16 protein-coding genes are annotated in these 20617 nt (G+C 70.1%); 9 read left to right on the top strand and 7 right to left on the bottom strand.

Features of this window, described 5'->3' with window-relative positions; translation table 11 throughout:
• Positions 1–33 precede the first annotated feature (33 nt).
• Positions 34–1629: an SMI1/KNR4 family protein gene (locus ACFSVL_RS34710; protein WP_378310394.1), complete on the top strand. Its 1596-nt coding sequence runs from the start codon at positions 34–36 to the stop codon at positions 1627–1629.
• Here ACFSVL_RS34710 and ACFSVL_RS34715 read toward each other — a convergent pair.
• The gene (locus tag ACFSVL_RS34715; protein WP_378310396.1) at positions 1598–2629 is read right to left on the bottom strand and encodes an AsnC family transcriptional regulator; all 1032 of its coding nucleotides are present in this window, start codon (positions 2627–2629) and stop codon (positions 1598–1600) included. The two genes, ACFSVL_RS34710 and ACFSVL_RS34715, sit on opposite strands and share 32 nt — an antisense overlap.
• 120 nt (positions 2630–2749) lie before the next feature.
• On the opposite strand from ACFSVL_RS34715, the gene ACFSVL_RS34720 reads away from it, so the two are divergent.
• A complete protein-coding gene (locus tag ACFSVL_RS34720; RefSeq protein WP_378310398.1) occupies positions 2750–3976 on the top strand; it encodes a M20 metallopeptidase family protein in 1227 nt (408 codons plus the stop codon).
• Positions 3973–5286: an MFS transporter gene (locus tag ACFSVL_RS34725; protein ID WP_378310400.1), complete on the top strand. Its 1314-nt coding sequence runs from the start codon at positions 3973–3975 to the stop codon at positions 5284–5286. Before ACFSVL_RS34720 ends, ACFSVL_RS34725 begins: the two co-directional genes overlap by 4 nt.
• 123 nt (positions 5287–5409) lie before the next feature.
• On the opposite strand, the gene ACFSVL_RS34730 is transcribed toward ACFSVL_RS34725, so the two are convergent.
• Positions 5410–5700 (bottom strand): hypothetical protein, encoded by a 291-nt coding sequence (locus ACFSVL_RS34730; RefSeq protein ID WP_378310402.1) that lies wholly within the window; start codon positions 5698–5700, stop codon positions 5410–5412.
• 162 nt (positions 5701–5862) lie between these two features.
• On the opposite strand from ACFSVL_RS34730, the gene ACFSVL_RS34735 reads away from it, so the two are divergent.
• Positions 5863–6486, top strand: coding sequence for a TetR/AcrR family transcriptional regulator (locus ACFSVL_RS34735; RefSeq protein WP_378310404.1), 624 nt, complete (start codon positions 5863–5865; stop codon positions 6484–6486).
• A gap of 6 nt (positions 6487–6492) precedes the next feature.
• Here the strand turns inward: ACFSVL_RS34735 and ACFSVL_RS34740 are convergent, their stop codons facing one another.
• Complete coding sequence (locus ACFSVL_RS34740) at positions 6493–7509, bottom strand: AraC family transcriptional regulator (RefSeq protein ID WP_378310406.1); 1017 nt, start codon at positions 7507–7509, stop codon at positions 6493–6495.
• 80 nt (positions 7510–7589) lie between these two features.
• Here ACFSVL_RS34740 and ACFSVL_RS34745 point away from each other — a divergent pair, with 80 nt between their 5' ends.
• Together ACFSVL_RS34745 and ACFSVL_RS34750 are read left to right on the top strand one after the other, a co-directional pair.
• Positions 7590–8684: a winged helix DNA-binding domain-containing protein gene (locus ACFSVL_RS34745; protein WP_378310408.1), complete on the top strand. Its 1095-nt coding sequence runs from the start codon at positions 7590–7592 to the stop codon at positions 8682–8684.
• 100 nt (positions 8685–8784) lie between these two features.
• A complete protein-coding gene (locus ACFSVL_RS34750) occupies positions 8785–10260 on the top strand; it encodes a flavin-containing monooxygenase (RefSeq protein ID WP_378310410.1) in 1476 nt (491 codons plus the stop codon).
• On the opposite strand, the gene ACFSVL_RS34755 is transcribed toward ACFSVL_RS34750, so the two are convergent.
• Positions 10232–11728, bottom strand: coding sequence for a chitinase (locus ACFSVL_RS34755; protein WP_378310411.1), 1497 nt, complete (start codon positions 11726–11728; stop codon positions 10232–10234). The two genes, ACFSVL_RS34750 and ACFSVL_RS34755, sit on opposite strands and share 29 nt — an antisense overlap.
• Positions 11729–11854: 126 nt before the next feature.
• Between ACFSVL_RS34755 and ACFSVL_RS34760 the strand changes: the two genes are divergently transcribed.
• On the top strand, positions 11855–14284 hold the full coding sequence (locus ACFSVL_RS34760; protein ID WP_378310413.1) for a Tex family protein: 2430 nt from the start codon (positions 11855–11857) through the stop codon (positions 14282–14284).
• A gap of 56 nt (positions 14285–14340) precedes the next feature.
• Here ACFSVL_RS34760 and ACFSVL_RS34765 read toward each other — a convergent pair whose 3' ends face one another.
• Positions 14341–16068: an acyl-CoA dehydrogenase gene (locus ACFSVL_RS34765; protein WP_378310415.1), complete on the bottom strand. Its 1728-nt coding sequence runs from the start codon at positions 16066–16068 to the stop codon at positions 14341–14343.
• A gap of 12 nt (positions 16069–16080) precedes the next feature.
• Complete coding sequence (locus ACFSVL_RS34770; RefSeq protein WP_378310417.1) at positions 16081–17409, bottom strand: serine hydrolase domain-containing protein; 1329 nt, start codon at positions 17407–17409, stop codon at positions 16081–16083.
• Between the two features lie 279 nt (positions 17410–17688).
• Here ACFSVL_RS34770 and ACFSVL_RS34775 point away from each other — a divergent pair, with 279 nt between their 5' ends.
• Both ACFSVL_RS34775 and ACFSVL_RS34780 read left to right on the top strand, forming a co-directional pair.
• Positions 17689–19245, top strand: a complete 1557-nt coding sequence (locus tag ACFSVL_RS34775) for a DEAD/DEAH box helicase (protein ID WP_378310419.1) — start codon at positions 17689–17691, stop codon at positions 19243–19245.
• 123 nt (positions 19246–19368) lie between these two features.
• Positions 19369–19584 (top strand): cold-shock protein, encoded by a 216-nt coding sequence (locus ACFSVL_RS34780; protein ID WP_378310420.1) that lies wholly within the window; start codon positions 19369–19371, stop codon positions 19582–19584.
• On the opposite strand, the gene ACFSVL_RS34785 is transcribed toward ACFSVL_RS34780, so the two are convergent.
• Positions 19585–20577 carry a YdcF family protein gene (locus ACFSVL_RS34785; protein ID WP_378310421.1) on the bottom strand — a complete coding sequence of 331 codons (993 nt, stop codon included), beginning with the start codon at positions 20575–20577 and terminating at the stop codon, positions 19585–19587.
• Between the last annotated feature and the right edge of the window lie 40 nt (positions 20578–20617).

The following is a 20617-nucleotide window of genomic DNA, read 5'->3' on the forward strand; positions in this document are numbered from 1 at the left end:
ACCCTGCTTGGCATTTCTGGCTAGGCTGGCGGCATGGATCTGGGGGAGATCGGGCGGACTCTGGCGGAACGGCTCCGGGACTGGGCGGGCGACGGCTGGTCCGAAGCGGTGCTGCAGCTTTCGATGGGCACGTCAGGAAGCGTGGACGCGTGGACGGACGAATCGGATCAGGACCGCGGCCGTGCCCTCATCGACGTTTTGCACGGCGCTTACCCGCGAGACCGTCCTCCCGCCGCGTATGAGGTGCGGCTGCGTGCCGACGGCGCTTACCGATTCGCGGCCAGTACTGACGCCAGCGCTCTGGCTCCCGCCCGCTTCCTGTTCGACCCGGATTTCCGCTGCCCGGGGCACCCGGCACCCGGCATGCCTCGACCGGCAGGACTCGAACCGGCCGCGACCCCGACCGATCCGGCGGTGTTGCGGGAAATCAGCGCTCTCGTCGAGGAATTCGCCGAGCGGTACACCGCGATCACCGGCCACGCGCCGGACTGGGAACCGGGGCGGAGCGAGGAGGACATCGCTGCCGCCGAGGCGCGGATCCAGGCACGGCTGCCGGAAGACTTGCGAGCGCTCTACCGGCTGGTCGGCCGGGACTCCGGCGAGACCGGGCTGCTCGGCTATTTCGCGCACGACTCCCTCGACACGGTGGTCGAGGATTATCACTACAGCTTGCCGGGCGCATACCGCGGGGCCGCCTTCGACGAATCGCCGTACAGCGCGGGCGTGGTGCCCGAAGCGGTGCCACCGGGACGGATCAAACGCGTTGCGCGCGATGACTGGTGGGTGTCGTTCGGCGGGAACCACAGCGACCAGTGGATCGCGGTCGACCTCGATCCCGCCGAAGGCGGCCGGTCCGGGCAAGTGATCGAACACGGCGAGGAGGTGGCCCGGCTGATCGCGTCCTCGGTCACCGAAATGCTCACCGACGTCGTGACCGCCCTTCGCGCGGGCCGGTTCACCCGCCACGAAGGCGATCCCCGGCTTGAGATCCAGGCGGCCTTTCACGACGCTCCTGACGAGATCCACGTGCTTCTCGTCCGCAACGTCGCGAAACTGGACCTGACCGCCGAGATCAGCACCAAGGATCCGGAAGTGATCCAGTCCTGCCATCTGAGCGACGGCGTCGACGTCGATCTGGCAACGCTCGAACCGCTGGGCCAACTGCGCGAGGCCGGTGCCCATCGCATGAAAACTGTCGTACCGAACGTAGCCGGGCTGCCTCTGCTGGAATCCCTCACCATCTCCGCCGAACGGACCGACCTCGCTGCGCTAGCCAGGCATCCGACGCTATGGGACCTCACCCTCCACGACCTCACCCACCCCTTAGACCTGGCGCCCCTGGCCACCCTCCCGAACCTCACCCGGCTAACCATCGCTGGCCTGGACATCCCCGCGATCGACCAGCTAACCCACCTGCCAGCCCTGCGCGTCCTCACCCTCGACGCCAGCCAGCTCACCCGCCTCCTGGCCTCCGGCCACCGCCTCCCCCACCTGGCCGCACTGACCATCACCGGCCGGATCCTCCTGCCCGAAGCGGTCGAATTCCTCCGTCAGCTCCGCGGCACCGACGTCCACCTCGAAGAATTCACCGGCTCCCTCAACGATCCTCCCGAGCGGGCGCGGGCATAGTCACCACAAACCCCGTACTCCGCCCCAGATCGTCCAGCAGCCAGCCCATCCTCTTGACCGTCCGCAGGATCAGCGCCGAATCCACGACCGACAGCGGTGCCAGGTCCTGCTCCAGGTGCTCCTGCATCCGCATCGACTCCTCGATCGACCGCATCCACGTCGTCACCAGGAGGTTCGCCGGGCCGGGCAGGCTCGCCATCTGCCGCACGGTCGGGTTGGCGCGCAAGCGGTCCACGCAGGTCGACACGTGCGCCACCGGGACCTGGCACCACCAGTTCACGACGATCGGCGACGGCGTCAGGCCCTGCGCGATCTCGCAGCGGAACGTCAACGCATCCGCGCCCAGCAGGTGTCCGAGCTGGCGGCGCACGGTCGACACCGGACGTCCGGTGATGCGCGCCAGATCCGCGGCGCTGCGCCGGCCGTCCTCGCCTAGAGCCACAGTCAGCGGCGCGTAGGGCTCCTTCCACGGCTGCAGCTTGGCCGAACGCCCGGTGCCGATTGACGGCAGCTGCGACAGTGCCTGCACGCGTCGTCGGTCCAGCGCGCCCACTCGCCACGAGCTGCCCTCGACGTGCAGTCGCGACGCCAGGTGCGAGCGCGTGTTGAGTACGCCGGGCAGGCTGGGGATGGCGTCCAGCAACAGGGTGGACAGTTCGCGCAGGCCGAGGCCGAACACTGTCAGCACCACGCTGTACTCGCGCGAAGCCTCCTCGATGCTGGCCACCGAAGGCCACGTGGACAGCTCCCGGATCAGTTCCCGCACCTGTCCGCTCGCGCAGCGGATTTCCACGTACGCGGCCTGCACCTGGTATAGCCCGGGCACGTGCGGATAGGCCGTCACCCAGGCCGCGCCGCCGTCGCGCAGCCGTTCCCAGCGCCGCGCCAGCGTGATCGGGGACGAGTCGAGCGCGCTGGCCAGCTGCGTCCAGGAGGCGCGCGGGCGCAGTTGCAGCGCGTGGATGAGCGAAAAGTCCTCCTCGTCCAGTGAGTCGATCACTTTTTCTTCTCCAACGGCCGGGTCGGCGAGCGATTCCGACAACTCTAACGCGATATCGGCCGTCGGTTCGCACACTCGACGACCAAGACGCCCGTTCCCCGACGAAGAGGAGCCGAGCCGGTGGACCTCCACGAAGACGCCCGCAGCCAGCAGAACGACCTGGCCCGGCTGCGCCGCGACCTGCACCGTGAGCCGGAGATCGGCCTCGATCTGCCGCGCACTCAGGAACGGGTCCTGCGTGAACTCGACGGGCTCGGCCTGGAGGTCTCGACGGGGACCGACACGACGTCGGTGACCGCGGTGCTCCGCGGCGAGGGTTCGGCCCGGGATTCGGCGCAGCCGCGCACAGTCCTGCTCCGCGCGGACATGGACGCTCTCCCGGTACAGGAGGCGACCGGGCTCGACTTCGCCGCCACCAACGGCGCGATGCACGCGTGTGGGCACGACCTGCACACCACGTCGCTGGTCGGCGCGGCTCGGCTGCTGCACACGCATCGCGACCGCCTCAACGGTGACGTCGTCCTGATGTTCCAGCCTGGCGAAGAAGGCTGGGACGGCGCGGGCGTGATGCTGAAGGAAGGCGTACTCGACGCGGCGGGCCGACGGGTTGACGCCGCGTACGGGCTGCACGTCTTCTCGTCGATGCTGCCCAGCGGCCAGTTCGCCAGCCGCCCCGGGACGTTGATGTCGGCCTCGCACAAGCTGCTGGTGACGGTGCACGGCGAAGGCGGCCACGGGTCGATGCCGCATCGCGCCAAGGACCCGATCTCCGCTGCCGCCGCGATGATCACCTCGTTGCAGACGATGATCACGCGGCGGCTGGACATCTTCGACCCGGCGGTGCTCACCGTCGGCGTCATCCGCGGCGGTACGAAGCGCAACGTCATCCCCGCGACTGCGGAGTTCGAGGCGACCGTCCGCTGCTTCTCCGACGAAACCGCCGCGTTGCTCGACACCGCCATTCGCGAGACGGTCGATGGTGTCGCACGGGCGAACGGCGTTACCGCGGATGTCGTGTTCGAGAACGAATATCCAGTGACCGTCACGGATGTCGACGAAACCGCCTTCGGTGCCGAGGTCGTCCGCGAGACGATCGGCGAGCAGTACTACACCGAACTGCCCAACCCGGTGGCCGGTTCCGAGGACTTCTCCCGCGTGCTCGCCGCGGTGCCGGGCACGTTCCTCGGCCTCGGTGCGCTGATGCCGGGCCTCGAACCGCACACCGCGCCCAACAACCACAGCCCGTACGCCGACTTCGACCCGTCGGTGCTGTCCCGCGCCGCGACCGTGTACGCCGAACTCGCCGTCCGCCGTCTCGACCGTTTCGCCGAAGGAGCCCTGCGATGACTGCTGCCGTCCAGGACCGGCGCCGCACCCTCTTCGGGCTCGGTGCCGGCAACGCGATGGAATGGTTCGACTGGAACGTCTACGCGACGTTCGCGTCGTTCTTCGCCGCGCAGTTCTTCAACGCCCACAGCGCGGTTTCGGCACTGCTGAGCACGTTGGCGGTGTTCGCGGTCGGCTTCGCCGCACGGCCGATCGGCGGCTGGGTCTTCGGCTGGATCGCCGACCGCAAGGGCCGTCAGCTGGCGATGGCGCTGACCGTCGCGATCGCCGCCATCGGCAGCCTGGTCATCGGCCTTTCCCCCACGTACGGCCAAATCGGCGTGTGGGCGTCGGTGATCCTCGTGGTGGCACGGCTGGCGCAGGGCCTCGCGCACGGCGGTGAGCTGCCCTCAGCGCAGACCTACATCGCCGAGGTCGCCCCGCCGGCCCGTCGCGGACTGTGGTCCAGCCTCATCTACTTCTCCGGCACCTGCGGCGTGCTCATGGGCACCCTGCTGGGCGCGGTGCTCTCCGGCGTGCTGAGCCACGAGCAGATGCTCTCCTTCGGCTGGCGGATCCCCTTCATCCTCGGCGGCGTCTTCGGGCTCTACTCGCTCTACGTGCGGCTGCGCATGCGCGAGACCGAGGTGTTCCAGGCGTCGAAGAACAACGCGTCGAAGGAGAAGGGCCAGATCTGGCAGACGATCAAGCGGAACCCGAAACTGCTCGCGCAGGTCGTCGGGCTGACTGTCGGCGCGACGGTCATCTACTACATGTGGGCCGTCGCCGCGCCGTCGTACGCGATCACCGTGCGCGGCGTGCCCCCGACCGGCGCGCTGTGGGCGGGTGTGTTCGCGAACGTGGTCTTCCTCGTCGCCTTGCCGCTGTGGGGAATGCTGTCCGACCGCATCGGCCGCAAGCCGGTCTTGTTCATCGCGATCGCGGGCCTGATCGTGCTGAGCTTCCCGCTGAACGCGATGGTCGGGCACGAGCCGTGGCAGCTGTTCGTGGCGATGTCGATCGCGCTGCTGTTCATGGCCGGGTTCTCCTCGGTCGGCCCGGCGGTCTACGCGGAGATCTTCCCGACCCGCATCCGCGCGGTGGGCGTCGGCGTGCCGTACTCGATCGCGGTCGCGGCGTTCGGCGGTACCGCGCCGTATCTGCAGACGCTGTTCGCCGGGAACGGGCATCCGTCGCTGTTCATCATCTACGGGATCGTGCTGATGGTGATCAGCGCGCTGGTGGTGTTCACGCTGCCCGAGACCCGGGGCGTGGACCTGCGGGAGAAGGCCGAGACAGACGACCGGGCGGTCACCGGCTCAGGAGCGTAAGGCCGGACTCGGCCCCCAGGCTGTCCATTGTGGACAAACCACTGGCGAGCCGCGAAGTCCGTGAGGGGAACCCTGAGGGAATCAGATTCCCCCAGGGTTCCCCTCACGGACCGCTGGCGAGGCTCAGCTGTCCGGCTGAGTCTCGCCCAGCTGCCACCACAGCGCCTCCCGCAGCTGTTCGATCAGCGCCTCGTCGTCTTCCTCGCTCGGCTCGGCCCCGAGCGGGATCCAGCGCTCCCCCACCAGTTCGCCGCGGTCGTAGCTGCTGATCAGGATTCCCGGGTACGACACGGTCAGCTCGTCCTCCGGGCACGCCGTCGCGCACGGCCGGTCGTCCATCCGGACGTGCCGGTAGTGCAACCGCACCCCGACCCATCGGCCGGGCGGCCGCGGCTGGTGGTCCGTGCCGTCCATCACGCGCTCCCGCTCGCCCCAGGTCCCCCGGTGAAGGGTCGCGGGCGGGACGGCCGGAGTTACCGGCCGGTTGTTCCGGTTGGGTAACGGCATCCGGCGCCGTGGCCGGGGCCGCTTCGCCTCGTGTTGACAACGGCCTCGCCCGGCGGCGAGGCTGGCCCGGTGAGCAGCGGACCCCGGCGGCGGCTGGACCCCGCGCAGCGCAGGGCGGAGATCCTCGCCGCGGCCAGGCGGTGCTTCGGCGCGGGCAGTTACGCCTCGGTGTCCACTTCGGACATCGCGGCGGCGGCCGGGGTGGCCCGGCCGCTGATCAACCACTATTTCGGCGGCAAACGCGAGCTGTACCTCGAAGTGGTGCGGCAGATGACCATCGTGCCCGCCCCGGTGGTCGACGCGCTCCCGGACGGCCCGCCCCGGCTGCGGCTTGAGGTCGGCATCGACCGGTGGATCGACGTCGTGGAACGCAACCGCGACGCCTGGCTGACGGTGATCGACGCGGCACACGACCCGGAGGTCGAGCGGATCCTGCGCGAGGCCGACGACATCGCCGCCGACCGGGTGCTCGCCGCCGCTTTGCTGCCCGCGGACGGGCATCCGCAGCTGCGGGCGATGATCCGCGCGTACGGCGGGATGCTGCGTGCCGCGTCCCGGGAGTGGCTGGTCCGCGGCACGCTGGAGCGGGCCGAACTGCGCGCGTTCCTGGTGGAATCGCTGGTACAGCTGCTGGAAACCACCTATCCGGCGGTACTGGCGCAGCAGGCTTCCGAGGCGGAAAGCACCGGCTGAGCACGACTAGCGGCTACGCCTGGCGTAGGCGGCGGGCGTCGTCCCGGTCCAGCGCTTGAACGCGTAGATGAAGCTCGACGCTTCCGCATAGCCAAGGCGCAGCGCGACGTCATCGACGGACAGCACGCCGGTGTCGAGCATTTCCTCGGCGAGCGTCTGGCGGACCTCGTCCAGCAGCTGGCGGTAGCCGGTGCCCGCCTCGGTCAGCCGGCGGCGCAGCGTGCGCGTGCTGAAGGTGAGCTGGCGGGCGATCTCGTCCATCCCGGCATCGGCTCCGCCGAGCCGCACCAGCCGTTCGCGCACCAGCTGCGGGACACCCGAGCGGGTACGGCGACGGGCGACCAGTGCGTCGCACTGCGCGGCGCAGAGCGCGACTGTCTGCTCATTGGCCTGCGGCAACGGAAGGTTCAACAACTCCGGATCAAGGGTGACCCGATGCTCGGCCGCGCCGAAAACCGGGTCGACGCCGAAGGCCGTCCGATAGGAGTCCACAAAGGACGACGAGGGGAAGCGGAACTCCGCCCGTTCCAGGGAGATCTCCGGGAGGAGGTCCCGCATGACGGTGCAGATCGCGGACAGGTCGCGCAGCGCGAGGAACCGGGCGACGTCACCGGGCACCCGGGAATCGTCCAGCACCAGGCGGAGCCCGGCGGCGTCCACCTCGACGTGCGGAATGCAGAAGGTGAAGGACAAATCCAGGTAGCGCAACGCGAACACCATCGCGTCGCGCATCGTCGGGCTGCTGATGCAGGCGAAGCCGAAGATCCCGAAGGTCGCCACGCGGTACCGGCAGCCGAGGCCGAGCGCGACGTCGTCGCCCGAGCCGACCGTCGCCAGCAGCGCGCGCACGACGGCCAGCTCCTGCCGCGCGTCGAGCTGCCGGTCCGGCGCGCGCAGTTCCTCGACTGCGACCCCGGGCAGCGCGACGCCGCGTTCCTCGGCGAAGCGGTGCATGAGCAGCACACTCGCCGTGCCGCGCGGGTAGTCCCAGTCGCGGATGGCGGGTGCGGCTAGCTCGGCCATGGCCGGAATTATGGGTCAACCCTCCGGCCGCGTGCCGATCGAGGGCCGAAACTGTCCGGGTTGCTCGTTAGGCTCCCGCTGTGCACCTTTCCCACCGCATCCTCAACCGCGCGACCCTCGACCGGCAGCTGCTCCTCAAGCCCGCCAAGCTGCCGGTGCTCGACGCCGTCACGCACCTCGCCGGGCTGCAGGCGCAAGCGCCGTTCCCGCCGTACTACGCGTTGTGGTGCCGGCTGGAAGGCTTCCAGCCGGACGATCTCGCGAGCCTGCTGCTCGACCGCAGCGTCGTGCGGATGGTGCTGATGCGCGGCACCGTGCACCTCGTCCCCGCCGCCGACGCGCTGGCCTGGCGGCCGCTGGTGCAGATCGTCATGGACCGTGCCCTCACCGCCGCCAACCAGCACCGGGACCCGCTGGCCAAGCTCGATCACGACGCGGTGGCCAAGACGACCGGCGAACTGCTGCGCGAGCGGCCGTATTCGAGCGACCAGCTCGGCAAAGCGCTGGTCGAGCACTATCCGGAGACGCCGGCCGCGTCGCTGATGTTCCTGGTCCGCGCCATCCTGCCGCTCGTGCAGATCCCGCCGCGCGGCGTGTGGGGCAAGGCCGGGCAGCCGACGTACCAGGTCGCGGACCACTGGCTCGACGGCGTCGCCGCGCCCGAACCGTCGGCGGCCGAGCTGATCCGCCGCTACCTCGCCGCGTTCGGCCCGGCGACGGTGGCGGACATGCAGGCCTGGGCCGGTGTCACGAAGCTCGGCGAGGTGGTCGAGGGGATGGACCTGCGCACGTATCTCGACCCCGACGGCCGCACGCTGTACGACCTGCCCGACGCGACGCTGCCCGACGAGGACACGCCCGCGCCGCCACGGCTGCTGGGCCCGTTCGACCAGACGCTGCTGTCCTACGCCGACCGCACCCGGATGATCAGCGACGAGCACCGCAAACGCGTGATCACCATCAACGGTCTCGTCAAAGGCACCCTGCTGGTGGACGGCCGGGTTCGCGGGAGCTGGGAGACGAAGGCTGCGCGCGGGTCCGCGACGCTGGTGCTGACGCCGTTCGAGCGGATCTCGAAGCGGGACACCGCGGCGCTGGAGAGGGCTGGGCGGGAGCTGCTTGCGTGGGCTGAGCCGGGCAAGGCGCATGAGGTCGTGAGTGGCGATCCCGGTTAGAACCGCGATTGCCACTCACGACCCCTGCTGGCCGAAACTCTCGATCGAGTGGCCGTTCGTGCCCTTCCGCGAGCCGGGGCGCCCTGCGTAACTTCAGGCCATGGACGACACCCCGTCAGTGCTGGTAGTGGGCACCGGCTTCGGCGGAATCGGCGCCGCGATCGAGCTGAAGCGCGCCGGTTTCCCGAACGTCACGATCCTGGAGCGGGCGGCCGAACCGGGCGGCGTGTGGCGCGAGAACACCTACCCGGGCGCGGCCTGCGACATCCCGTCGCCGCTGTACTCGTTCTCCTTCGAGCCCAACCCGGACTGGCCGAAGCGGTACGCGATGCAGCCCGACATCCACGCCTACCTCAAGCGCGTGATCGCGAAGTACGGCATCGAACCGCACATCCGCTACGGCCGCGAGGTCACGTCCGCGACCTATGACGACGGCCGTTGGCGGATCGAGACCGCACAGGGCGAAACGTTCGAGGCAGACGTCTTCGTGCCCGCCGTCGGACAGCTGTCGCGGCCGGCTTGGCCGTCGATCCCCGGCCGCGAGACCTTCACCGGCCCGGCGTTCCACTCCGCGGAGTGGGACCACGAAATCCCCTTGGCGGGCAAGCGGATCGCGGTGATCGGCACCGGCGCGAGCGCGATCCAGTTCGTGCCGGAGATCCGCAAGGAAGCCGCGCACGTCACTGTCTTCCAGCGCACGCCGCCGTACATCATGGCCAAGAACGACGGCCGCTACGCCGACTGGCAGAAGCGGCTCTTCCGCCGCCTGCCGAAGACCCAGCTGTTCGGTCGCGCCCGGATCTTCCTGCTCGCCGAGTACGCGACGTACGGCATGACGCGGTATCCGTTGCTCACCAAGATCTTCGAGCTACGCACCGCTCAGCTGCGCCGCCGCCACCTCAAGGACCGCGCGCTGCGCCGCCGGGTAACGCCGGATTATCCGTTGGGCTGCAAGCGGATCTTGTTCACCAACGACTACCTGCCCGCGCTCGCGCAGCCGAACGTGACCGTCGAAGCGTCCTCGATCGAGGAGATCACCCCGCGCGGCGTGCGCACCGCGGACGGCGTCGAGCACGAGGTGGACGTGCTGATCTACGGCACCGGCTTCAAGGCGACGGAATTCCTCGGCCCGATGAAGGTGCGAGGCCGCGACGGGTGGTCGCTGGACGAGACGTGGCGCGGCGGCGCGCGGGCGTACCTCGGCCTGACGGTGCCGGGATTCCCGAACATGTTCTGCGTCTACGGCCCCAACACCAACCTCGGGGCCGGTTCGATCATCTACATGATCGAGCGGCAGGCCCGCTACCTCCGCCAGGCCGTCGAACAGCTCGCGCGGCCGGACGTGGCGTCGCTGGAGGTGCGGGCCGACGTCGAGGAGCGCTACGACCGCGAGGTGCAGTCGAGGCTCTCGCACAGCGTCTGGAGCGGGTGCACCAGCTGGTACCGGCAGGAAAACGGCCGGGTGAGCACCAACTGGCCCGGGCTGGTCACCGAATACGACCGCCGGACCAGGGCACTCGACCCGGCCGACTACCTGGTGCGTTCGATCAGGGCAGGTTCTTCAGGCCCGCGCTGACCGTGTTGGCGAAGCCGTAGCCGTTCGACGCGTCCCAGTTGATCGACCAGGTCATCGCGCCGCGGAACTCCGGATACGTCGCAGGCGGCTTGAACGAGGCGCAGCCGGTGCCCTTGGCCATGCAGTTCATCGCCGACACGACGTTCGACGGCGACTGGTACCCGCCGCCCGCCGCCGAGCCCGAGGACGGCAGCCCGAACGCGACCTGATCCGCCCGCAGGCCGCCCTGCAGCTGGATGCACGAGAGCCCGGTGAGGAAGTCGACCGTGCCCTGGGAGTAGACGTTCCCGTTGCAGCCGAGCATCGAGCCCGAGTTGTAGTACTGCATGTTGACGACGGTGAGGATGTCCTTGACGTTCAGCGCCAGCTGGAAGTAGCCGCCCTGGGTGGACTGCATGTCGATCGTCTGCGGCGCCATGGTGATCACCGAACCGCCGCCGGCATGGATGCTGCGCAGCGCCTGGCCCATGTAGGTGGCGTTGATGCCGTTCTCCAGGTCGATGTCAACGCCGTCGAAACCGTAGGTGGAGATCAGCTTCTTCACCGAGTTGGCGAAGTTGGTCGCCGAGGAGCTGTCGCCGACCCTGATCGTGCCCTTCTCGCCGCCGACCGAGATGATCACCTTCTGTCCGCGCGCCTGCACGGTCTTGACGTCCTCGCGGAACTGCGCGTCGGTGTAGCCGCCGAGCTTCGCCGACAGCGCCGGGTCGAGCGTGAAGCTCACCGCGCCGGGTGTGGTGGTGGCGTCGGCGAAGGCGATCGCGATGACGTTGTACGTCGTCGGCACGTCAGCCAGCTTCAGCGTCTTCGCGCCGTTGTCGAAGTTCTGCCAGTAGCCGGTGAGGATGTGCTTCGGCAGGTCGCCGTTGTGCGGCGGCGTGCTGGTCGTCGTGGTCGTGGTTGGCGTGGTCGGAGTCGTGGGCGTGGTCGGGGTGGTGGGGTTCGTGGACGTCGTGGGCGGGATGCCCGGGCCGTCGAGGTTCACGTCGTCGGCGAGGTAGGCCGGCTGGCCGTACCAGCCGTGCAGGTACACCGTGAGGCTCGTGGACGATCCGGTGGTGAAGCTCAGGCTGAGCTGCTGCCAGCCGGTCGCGCTGGGCGTCCAGGTGTTCTGCGTGGCGGAGCCGGAGACGCCGAGGTAGACGTAGCTGCCCTGGACCCACGCGGACAGCTTGTACGCGGTGTTGGGCTGCACGGTGACCTGCTGGGAGCACTGCCCGGTGTCGGAGCCCGAGGGCGCCGCGCTCAGCGAGTGGCTGCCGTCGTGCGCCTGGGTCGAGACGACCGACGCAGTCGCGTTGCAGGTCCAGCCCGACAGCGAGCCGCTCTCGAAGCCGGGGTTGGCGAGGATGTTCGCGGCCGCCGCGCTGCCGGTGCCGAGGGAGAGCGTGACGCCGAGCGCCAGCGCGACCGAGGCCAGCAGGGACAACAGGGCGGGCAGCCGCCGGGGGGACGGGTGTGGGGACACGGGCAGACCTCCGCGGGGACAGTGAGCCAGGTCACCCAAAAATGGACTAGACCAATACAGTTGTCAAGGAACTTCCGGAGGTGCTTCGGCGGGCCATCCGCAGCGGGCCGGGCGGGCAGCGGCACAATGCAGGCTCGGAGCAACCCGAGACGAAGCAGGAGCCTGGTTTTGAGCGTGCAGTCGGTCGAGCAGCGGATCGCCGAAGAGCTGGGGGTGCGCGAAGGGCAGGTCAAGGCCGCCGTCACCCTCCTCGACGAGGGGTCCACGGTGCCGTTCATCGCCCGGTACCGCAAGGAAGTCACCGGAGAGCTGGACGACGCGCAGCTGCGCACGCTCGAAGAGCGGCTGCGCTACCTGCGCGAGCTGGACGAGCGCCGCGGCGCGGTCCTGGAGTCCATCCGGAGCCAGGGCAAGCTGGACGAGGCGCTCGAGGCGCAGATCCTCGCCGCGGACACGAAGTCGCGGCTGGAGGACATCTACCTGCCGTACAAGCCGAAGCGGCGGACCAAGGCGCAGATCGCCCGCGAGGCCGGTCTGGAGCCGCTGGCCGACGGCCTGCTGAACGACCCGTCGACCGACCCGCAGGCGGCCGCCGCGGTGTTCGTCGACGCGGACAAGGGCGTCGCGGACACGCAGGCCGCCCTCGACGGCGCGCGCGCCATCCTGGTCGAGCGCTTCGCCGAGGACGCCGACCTGATCGGCGAGCTGCGCGAGAAGATGTGGACCGAGGGCCACCTCTCGTCGAAGGTCCGCGCGGGCAAGGAGACCGACGGGGCCAAGTTCTCCGACTACTTCGACTTCTCCGAGCCCTACACCAAGCTCCCCTCGCACCGGATCCTCGCGATGCTGCGCGGCGAGAAGGAAGAGATCCTCGACCTCACGATGGAGCCTTCCGAGCCGGTCGCCGAGGACGCCCCGCCGCGCGTGGGCCCGACCGAGTACGAGCAGCGCATCGCCGCCCGGTTCGAGATCAGCCAGCAGGACCGCCCGGCGGACAAGTGGCTCGGCGACACCGTGCGCTGGGCCTGGCGCACGAAGATCCTCCTGCACCTGGGCATCGACCTGCGGATGCGGCTGCGCCAGTCGGCCGAGGACGACGCCGTGCGCGTGTTCGCGGCGAACCTGCGCGACCTGCTGCTGGCCGCCCCGGCGGGCACCCGCGCGACGATGGGCCTCGACCCGGGCTTCCGCACCGGCGTGAAGGTGGCCGTGGTCGACGCGACCGGCAAGGTCGTCGACACCCACGTGATCTACCCGCACCAGCCGGCGAACAAGTGGGACCAGTCGATCGCGGAGCTGGCCGTGCTGGCAGGCAAGCACAACGTCGACCTGATCTCGATCGGCAACGGCACCGCCTCGCGCGAGACCGACAAGCTGGCGGTCGAGCTGATCAAGAAGCACCCGGAGCTGAAGCTCACCAAGGCTGTCGTGTCCGAGGCGGGCGCGTCGGTGTACTCGGCGTCGGCGTTCGCTTCGCAGGAGCTGCCGGGCATGGACGTCTCGCTGCGCGGCGCGGTCTCGATCGCGCGCCGGCTGCAGGACCCGCTGGCCGAGCTGGTGAAGATCGACCCGAAGTCGATCGGCGTCGGCCAGTACCAGCACGACCTGTCCGAGGTGTCGCTGTCGCGTTCGCTGGACGCGGTGGTCGAGGACTGCGTGAACGCGGTCGGCGTGGACGTGAACACCGCGTCCGCCCCGCTGCTGACCCGGGTTTCGGGCATCACGACGTCGCTCGCGGAGAACATCGTGGCGCACCGCGACGGCAACGGCCCGTTCCGCTCGCGGACCGCGCTCAAGGACGTCGCGCGGCTGGGCCCGAAGGCGTTCGAGCAGTGCGCGGGCTTCCTGCGCATCCCGGACGGCGACGACCCGCTCGACGCGTCCTCGGTGCACCCGGAGGCCTACCCGGTCGTGCGGCGGATCCTCGACCGCACCGGCAGCGGCATCCGCGAGCTGATCGGCAACGCCCGGACCCTGCAGGCGCTGAAGCCCGCCGAGTTCGTCGACGACACCTTCGGGCTCCCGACGGTCACCGACATCCTGTCCGAGCTGGAGAAGCCGGGCCGCGACCCGCGCCCGGCGTTCAAGACCGCGACCTTCGCCGAGGGCGTCGAGAAGATCGGCGACCTCAAGCCGGGCATGCGGCTGGAGGGCGTGGTGACGAACGTGGCGGCGTTCGGCGCGTTCATCGACGTCGGCGTGCACCAGGACGGCCTCGCGCACGTTTCGGCGCTGTCGAAGAACTTCGTGAAGGACCCGCGCGACGTCGTGAAGCCGGGCGACATCGTGAAGGTGAAGGTCCTGGACGTCGACGTGCCGCGCAAGCGGATCTCGCTGACGCTGCGGCTGGACGACGAGCCCGGCGCGGGCAACAACCGCGGCGGTGGCGGCGGCCGGGACCGCGGCCAGGGCGGCGGCGGTGGCGGTCAGGGCGGCGGCGGTCAGCGCCGGAACCAGCCGCAGCAGCGCGGCGGCGGTGGCGGCCGGGACCGTCGCGACTCCGGAGGCGGCGGCGCGATGGCGGACGCGCTGCGGCGCGCCGGATTCGGCAAGTAGCACAACGAAAAACGGCCTCCCGAGCTATCCGGGAGGCCGTTTTTTGTTGCGGTGGCTCAGGGATTCATCTCGTACGCCCCGGAAAGCTCCCGCACCATCGTCCACACGCGACCGAACCGCTCGTCGTCCACCACCGGCTTCCGCAGCCCGGCCAGCGCCAGCTCCTGCTGCTTCTCCGTGGAGCCGGGCTTGCCGTGCAGATCGACCGCGGCGACGCTGAAGTCCTGCACCAGCACCGCGAACAGCTGGTCGACCACGTCGTCCGGCACGCCGGTCAGCTCGGCCTGCTCCAGGATCAGCTGGCCGTACACGACGAGGGTGAACAGCTCGGTCAGCGCGAGCCCGAAGTCCAGGTCCTTCTGCTGCGCCTCGTCCGGCGTGGCCTCGGAAAGCAGCCGCACCAGCACGGCCGCCTGTTCGGTGAACCGGGCGACGTTCGGCAGGTGCTTCGCGTTCTCGTACGCCGGTTTCCAGTCGTGGAACCGGATCTTCGACAGCCCGCGCGCCGGGCCCTGGCGGAACAGGAAGTCGTCGTCCGAGGCGTCGTCGCGGGTCGGCACCGCGGGGTATTCCTGCGGCGCGAACAGGTACGCGGGCATGAACTTCGCGATCAGCGCGAGGTTCACCGCGACCGTGCCCTCCAGCTTCGGCAGGCCGTCGATGTCGTTCTTGGCCATCGCGAGGTAGGTGTCGGCCTCGAAACCCTTGGCCGCCACCACATCCGCGACCAGCCCGATCACCTTCTGCGCCTCGGTGGTCACCTTCATCTTGGTGATCGGGTTGTACAGCAGGTAGCGGCGGTCCTGCTGGTTCGCCGAGCGGAAGTAGTCGATCGCGCGGTCGGAGAACAGCTTCATCCCGGTCAGCCGCGCGTACGCCTCGACGAATTCGCGGCGCACGTGCGGGAAATCGGTGACCGGGTTGCCGTACAGGATCCGGTTCTGCGCGTGCGTGATCGCCTCGTACAGCGAGTGCGTGGCCATCCCGATGCCGCCGAAGCACAGGTTGAACTTGCCGATGTTGACCGTGTTCAGCGCGGCGCTGAAGGCTTCCGGCCCGGTGTGCAGGAGGTCCTCGGCGCGCACCGGGTAGTCCTCGAGCCGGAACTCCGCGACGTACATCTGCGACGGCACGATGTTCTTCACCACGTGGTAGTTCGGGTGCTCGGAGTCGGCGTAGAAGAACACGTACTGCTCGGGTCCTTCGACGCCGTCGATCCGGCCGAACACCGAAACCGTGCGCGCGCAGTTCCCGTTGCCGATGTAGTACTTCGACCCGTTCGCGCGGTAGCCGCCCTCGCCGTCCGGAGTGAGCACGAGGTCGGACGAGTAGATGTCCGCGCCGTGCTCCTTTTCGGACAGTCCGAACGCGCCGACGCCGCCCTCGGCCAGCGCTTCCGCGGCGCGTTTGCGGGCGGCCGCGTTCCCGCTCTGCCACACCGGGCCGAGGCCGAGCACGGTGACCTGGAACGGGTACCAATAGTTGAGCCCGTAGAAGCCGAGGATTTCCGCGAGCGCGGCGATCCGGCTGGTGTCCCAGCGCTTCTCCGGGTCGCCCGCCGAATCCGCCGCCGGGGTGAGGAACGTGGCGAACAGGCCTTCCTTGCCCGCGAACTCCAGGAAGTCGGCGTAGAACTCGCGGTCGTGATACGCCTCGGCGAGACGCCGTTTGCCGCGCGATTCGAACCAGTCGATCGTCGCCCGCAGCAGCCGCTGGGTCTCCGGGTCGAACTTCCGGGCGTCGTAGTCCCGCGGGTTCAGCAGCGCGGTCGCCGTTTCGCTCATCGCATCTCCAGGTCAGCTGATATTACTGCCCGGTAACTTTAGCGCGGTCCGGCCCCCGAACTCCACCGCGTCCACCCGGCCGTGGCGGTCCCGCCGGAAACGCGCGCTCGGCCTGCGGGTGTCCGCGGCCCGGGCTAACACGTCCTCGGCGACAAAGGCGACCTCGAACGGCGGGGCGGAGAGGATGTCCGGCTGATCGGTGTCGAGGATCGTCTGCGCCCAGAGCGAGCCGTCCCGCTCGGCGACCTCGAAGACGAGCGACCCGGTCCGGTACCGTCCAGGGCAGTCGCCCGGGTCGATCGCCCGGGGCGGACGACCGCCCAGTTTCGGCAGGTCAGCCAGGTTCTCCAGGCACCAGTCCACGATCCGCGGGCCGAGCGCGCCGCCGCCCGCGCTGTTCGTGAGCACGGTGACCGCGAGGTTCTCGCTCGGCGCCATCACGAACTCCGAGAGCTGCAGGTTGCTGACGTTCCCGCCGTGCCGCACCAGCTGCGTGTCGCCGTGGCGAAGCCGCAGCCAGGACAGCCCGACCTCCTCGAACGGCAGCGCGCCCTTGCGCTGCGCGGCGTGCATCAGGCGGCGGGTTTCGTCGCTCAGCACCTCCGCACCGGCCAGCTGGAACCGGGCCCACTTCAGCTGGTCCCGGGCAGTCGACCAGAGGCCGCCCGCCGGCGCGTCCGCGCGGGCGAGGCCGACGGTGTGCGCGACCGCCGGACCGTCCTCGCGCAGGGCGTGCCCGACCGCGTGCCGCCGGGTCAGCACCTCCCAGGGCTGGTAGTACGAGTCCGCCATGCCGAGCGGCTCCAGCAGCCGGGTGCGGACCAGGTCCTCGAAGCTGCCGCCGGACACCGCCTCGGCGACGCGGCCGGCCAGCAGGAATCCGGCGTTGCAGTAGGAGAACACCTCGCCGACCGGGAACACCTGCGGCAGCTCGCCGAACCGGTGCACCGCGCGGGCGAGCGCGTCGTCGCCCCAGCCGGTGTCGACCTCGATGTCGCCGAGGAAGCCGGACGAGTGCGTGAGGAGGTGGCGCAGCGTCACGGTCTCGCGTGCGACCGGATCGGCCAGCCTCAGGTCCGGGAGGTACTCGACCACCGGCCGGTCCAGGTCGAGCACGCCGTCCTCGACCAGCGCGAGCACCGCGGCCGCGGCGAACGTCTTGCTGGTGGAACCGATCATGAACAGCGTGTCGTCGTCGACCGGTGCCTGGGTGTCCACACTGGACACTCCGGCGGTCAGCAGGATTTCCTTGCCCTCGTGGAAAATCCCGGCTGACACACCGGGCACCGCGGCCTCCCGCGCCCATTCGCCCAGCAGTCCCCGGAGTTCGTCTGCGCTCATGCGGCCAGCCTCGCACCCGCTCGCGCACCGGCGATGGTGGAAACGAAGGAACATCGCGCGCCCGCTTCGTCGGTTCGGGCGTGGCGGCCTGCGGGCGATATCACGTAGCCCGCCGGATCTTGGGGCGGTATAGTCGCGGATGCGGTCCGCTCAGTTCTGCCTCGGACCGCGTTTCACTGTTGTCGACGACCACGCGCCGCAGCCACCCGAGGCCGCGCCGGGCAGGACAACCGCGCTACGTACGGAGATACGGGACGCTTTGTCGCGTCCGCACCAACCATGACGACTTTCACCGAACTCGGCCTGCCCAAGCCCCTTGTCGACGCGCTCGCCGCGCAGGGCGTCACCGAGCCCTTCCCGATCCAGGCCGCCACGCTCCCGCACACGCTGGCGGGCCGCGACGTGCTCGGCCGCGGCCGCACCGGCTCCGGCAAGACCTACGGCTTCGTGCTGCCCGTACTGGCCCGCCTCGCCGCGGGACCGACGCGGCGGCGCCCCGGCCGCCCGCGGGCGCTGATCCTCGCCCCGACGCGCGAACTGGCCACCCAGATCGAGGCCGCGATCGTGCCGCTGGCGCGCCCGCTCGGCCTCAAGGCCACCACGATCTTCGGCGGCGTGAGCGCGAACCCGCAGATCACCCGCCTGCGCGACGGCGTCGACATCGTCGTCGCCTGCCCCGGCCGGCTCGCCGACCACATGCGCTCCGGCGAAGCGAAGCTGGACAAGATCGAGATCACCGTGCTCGACGAGGCCGACCACATGGCCGACCTGGGCTTCCTGCCCGAGGTCCGCCGCATCATGGCGGCGACCCCCGAGCGCGGCCAGCGGCTGCTGTTCTCCGCGACGCTCGACGGCGGCATCGACGTGCTGGCGAAGCGCTTCATGAACGACCCGATGCTGCACAGCGTCGACTCGGCGCAGTCCCCGGTCGCGACGATGACGCACCACGTGCTGCACCTGGAGGAAACGCACCGGCTGCCGGTGCTGGTCGACCTCACCGCGGCTCCCGGCCGCACCCTGGTCTTCACCCGCACGAAGCACCGCGCGAAGGCGCTCACCCGCAAGCTGGTCGCGAGCGGCGTCCCGGCGGTCGAACTGCACGGCAACCTCGGCCAGAACGCGCGCACGCGCAACCTGGAGGCGTTCTCGTCCGGCACCGCGAAAACCCTGGTGGCCACCGACATCGCCGCCCGCGGCATCCACGTGGACGACGTGACGCTGGTGATCCACGCCGACCCGCCGGTCGAGCACAAGGCGTACCTGCACCGCTCGGGCCGCACCGCCCGCGCGGGCGCGTCGGGCACGGTGGTGACGCTGATGACCGACGAGCAGGTCTCGGACGTCCGCGCGCTGACCAGGAAGGCCGGGATCTCGCCGACCACCACGCGGATCTCGCCCTCGCACCCGCTGCTGGCCGAACTGGCTCCCGGGGACCGTTCGTTCACGGCTTCGCCGCGCCGTCCGGTGGTGGACAACCGGCCCAAGACCGTGACCGCTTCCGGCGCCGCACCGGGCACCGGCCGACGCCGGGGCGCGCCTTCGGAAAACCGGGGCGGGCTGGGCGCGCGGACCGGCGGGCAGTCCCGGCGTTCCGGCGGCGGCCGGGGCGGGCCCCGGCAAGGGACCGAGCCGCGCGCCGCGCGGGCTGGTTCTTCGGAGGGGCAGCCGGGTCAGGCGCGCCGGGAGGACCAGCGCCGCGGTTCTGGCGCCGGTCGCCGAGGCGCGGGCGCGGAGGGCGCTGGCCGCCGCGGTGCCGGTGCCGATCGTCGCGGATCCGGCCAGCCGTCGCGCAACCGCCGGAACGGTTCCGGCGGGCGTCGGCAGCCGAACTCCTGAACGCAGGCGGGGTCGTGAGTGTTTACGCCGGTGAGAACCGGCATTGCCACTCACGACCCCCGCTCGCGCCGCCGTGCCGAAATTCGCTGTGCCGCACGGTCTTCCGTCCCTAGACTGGCCGTCGTGGAGCATCGCGGGAAAGTCGTGCGCTGGGAAGTCGAAGAGGGCTGGGGAATTCTCGAATCGGCCACCGTCGACGGTCCGGTGTGGGCGCATTTCTCGATGATCGAGGCTGCCGGATTCCGGTCGCTGACGGCCGGCGAGGACGTGCGGTTCACCGTCGAGCGCGCCGAACAGGACGGCTGTCACTGGCGCGCGATCCGGGTGCGCGCCGCCTGATCACTGCGCGGACCAGAACAGCAAAAACGGTCCCGCGCCAAGGAACAACAGCACGGCCGCGTTCGTCTTCCGGTACTGCAGCAGCAGCGCGACGAACTCGCGCAGGAACGCGCTCGGCACGAAATACGACGCGGTCTTCGCGCCGATCACGTTGAGCCGCAATCCCAATTGCCGGGCCAGAACCGCGGTGCGGAACACGTGGTAGTTGTTCGTCACGGCCAGGATCGGGCCGGAAAACCCGCGCTGGTTCAGCAAAGCGACGCTGAAGCGCAGGTTCTCGCTGGTGGTCGTCGCGCGGTCCTCCAGCACGATCTGGTCCGAAGGGACGCCGGCTGCGACGAGGTACCGGGCCATCGCGTCCGCCTCCGAGGTCAGCTCGTCCGCGCCCTGCCCGCCGGACACCACCAGCAACGCGCCCGGCGACCGTTGCTGCACCTGGACCGCGCGGTCGAGCCGGCTGGCCAGCAGCGGCGGCACGCGATCGCCGAGGAGCCCGGAGCCGAGGACGATCACCGCGCCGGCCCGCGCGCGGCGGTTCACCTGGCTGTAGAGGATCGAGTACAGCAGCAGCGCGGTGAACATAAACGCCAGATACCCGGTCACGAACAGCACCGCCATCGCGGCCACGCGCAGCAACGGCTGGTCGTCGAAGACCAGCGAACTCACCGCGAGCGCGAACACCGCGAGCAGACCCAGCCCGGCCAGCAGCGACAGCAGGTTCGCCAGCCGCTTCCCCTCGCGCCGCAGCATCACGACGCCGTTGGCGATCAGCGCCCACGGCAGCGCCAGCGCACCGAGCCCGCCGATGACCGCCACCGCCGCGATGATCGCGATCTGCGCCCATTCGACGTGGTTGAAGAAGGACAGCAGCCACAGTCCGGTGAACCAGAGCGCGACCAGGAACCAGATCGCGTTGCCGACCCGCCTCGGCTCGCGCGCGAACCGTACGACGAACACGAGCACGGAGGCGATCGCGAAAAGCCCGGAGGTCATGGTCGTGCATTCTGTCTGGCTCGCCCGGGCGTCGCGCGCC

This window comes from Amycolatopsis silviterrae (assembly GCF_042684085.1).
GTDB lineage: Bacteria > Actinomycetota > Actinomycetes > Mycobacteriales > Pseudonocardiaceae > Amycolatopsis > Amycolatopsis silviterrae.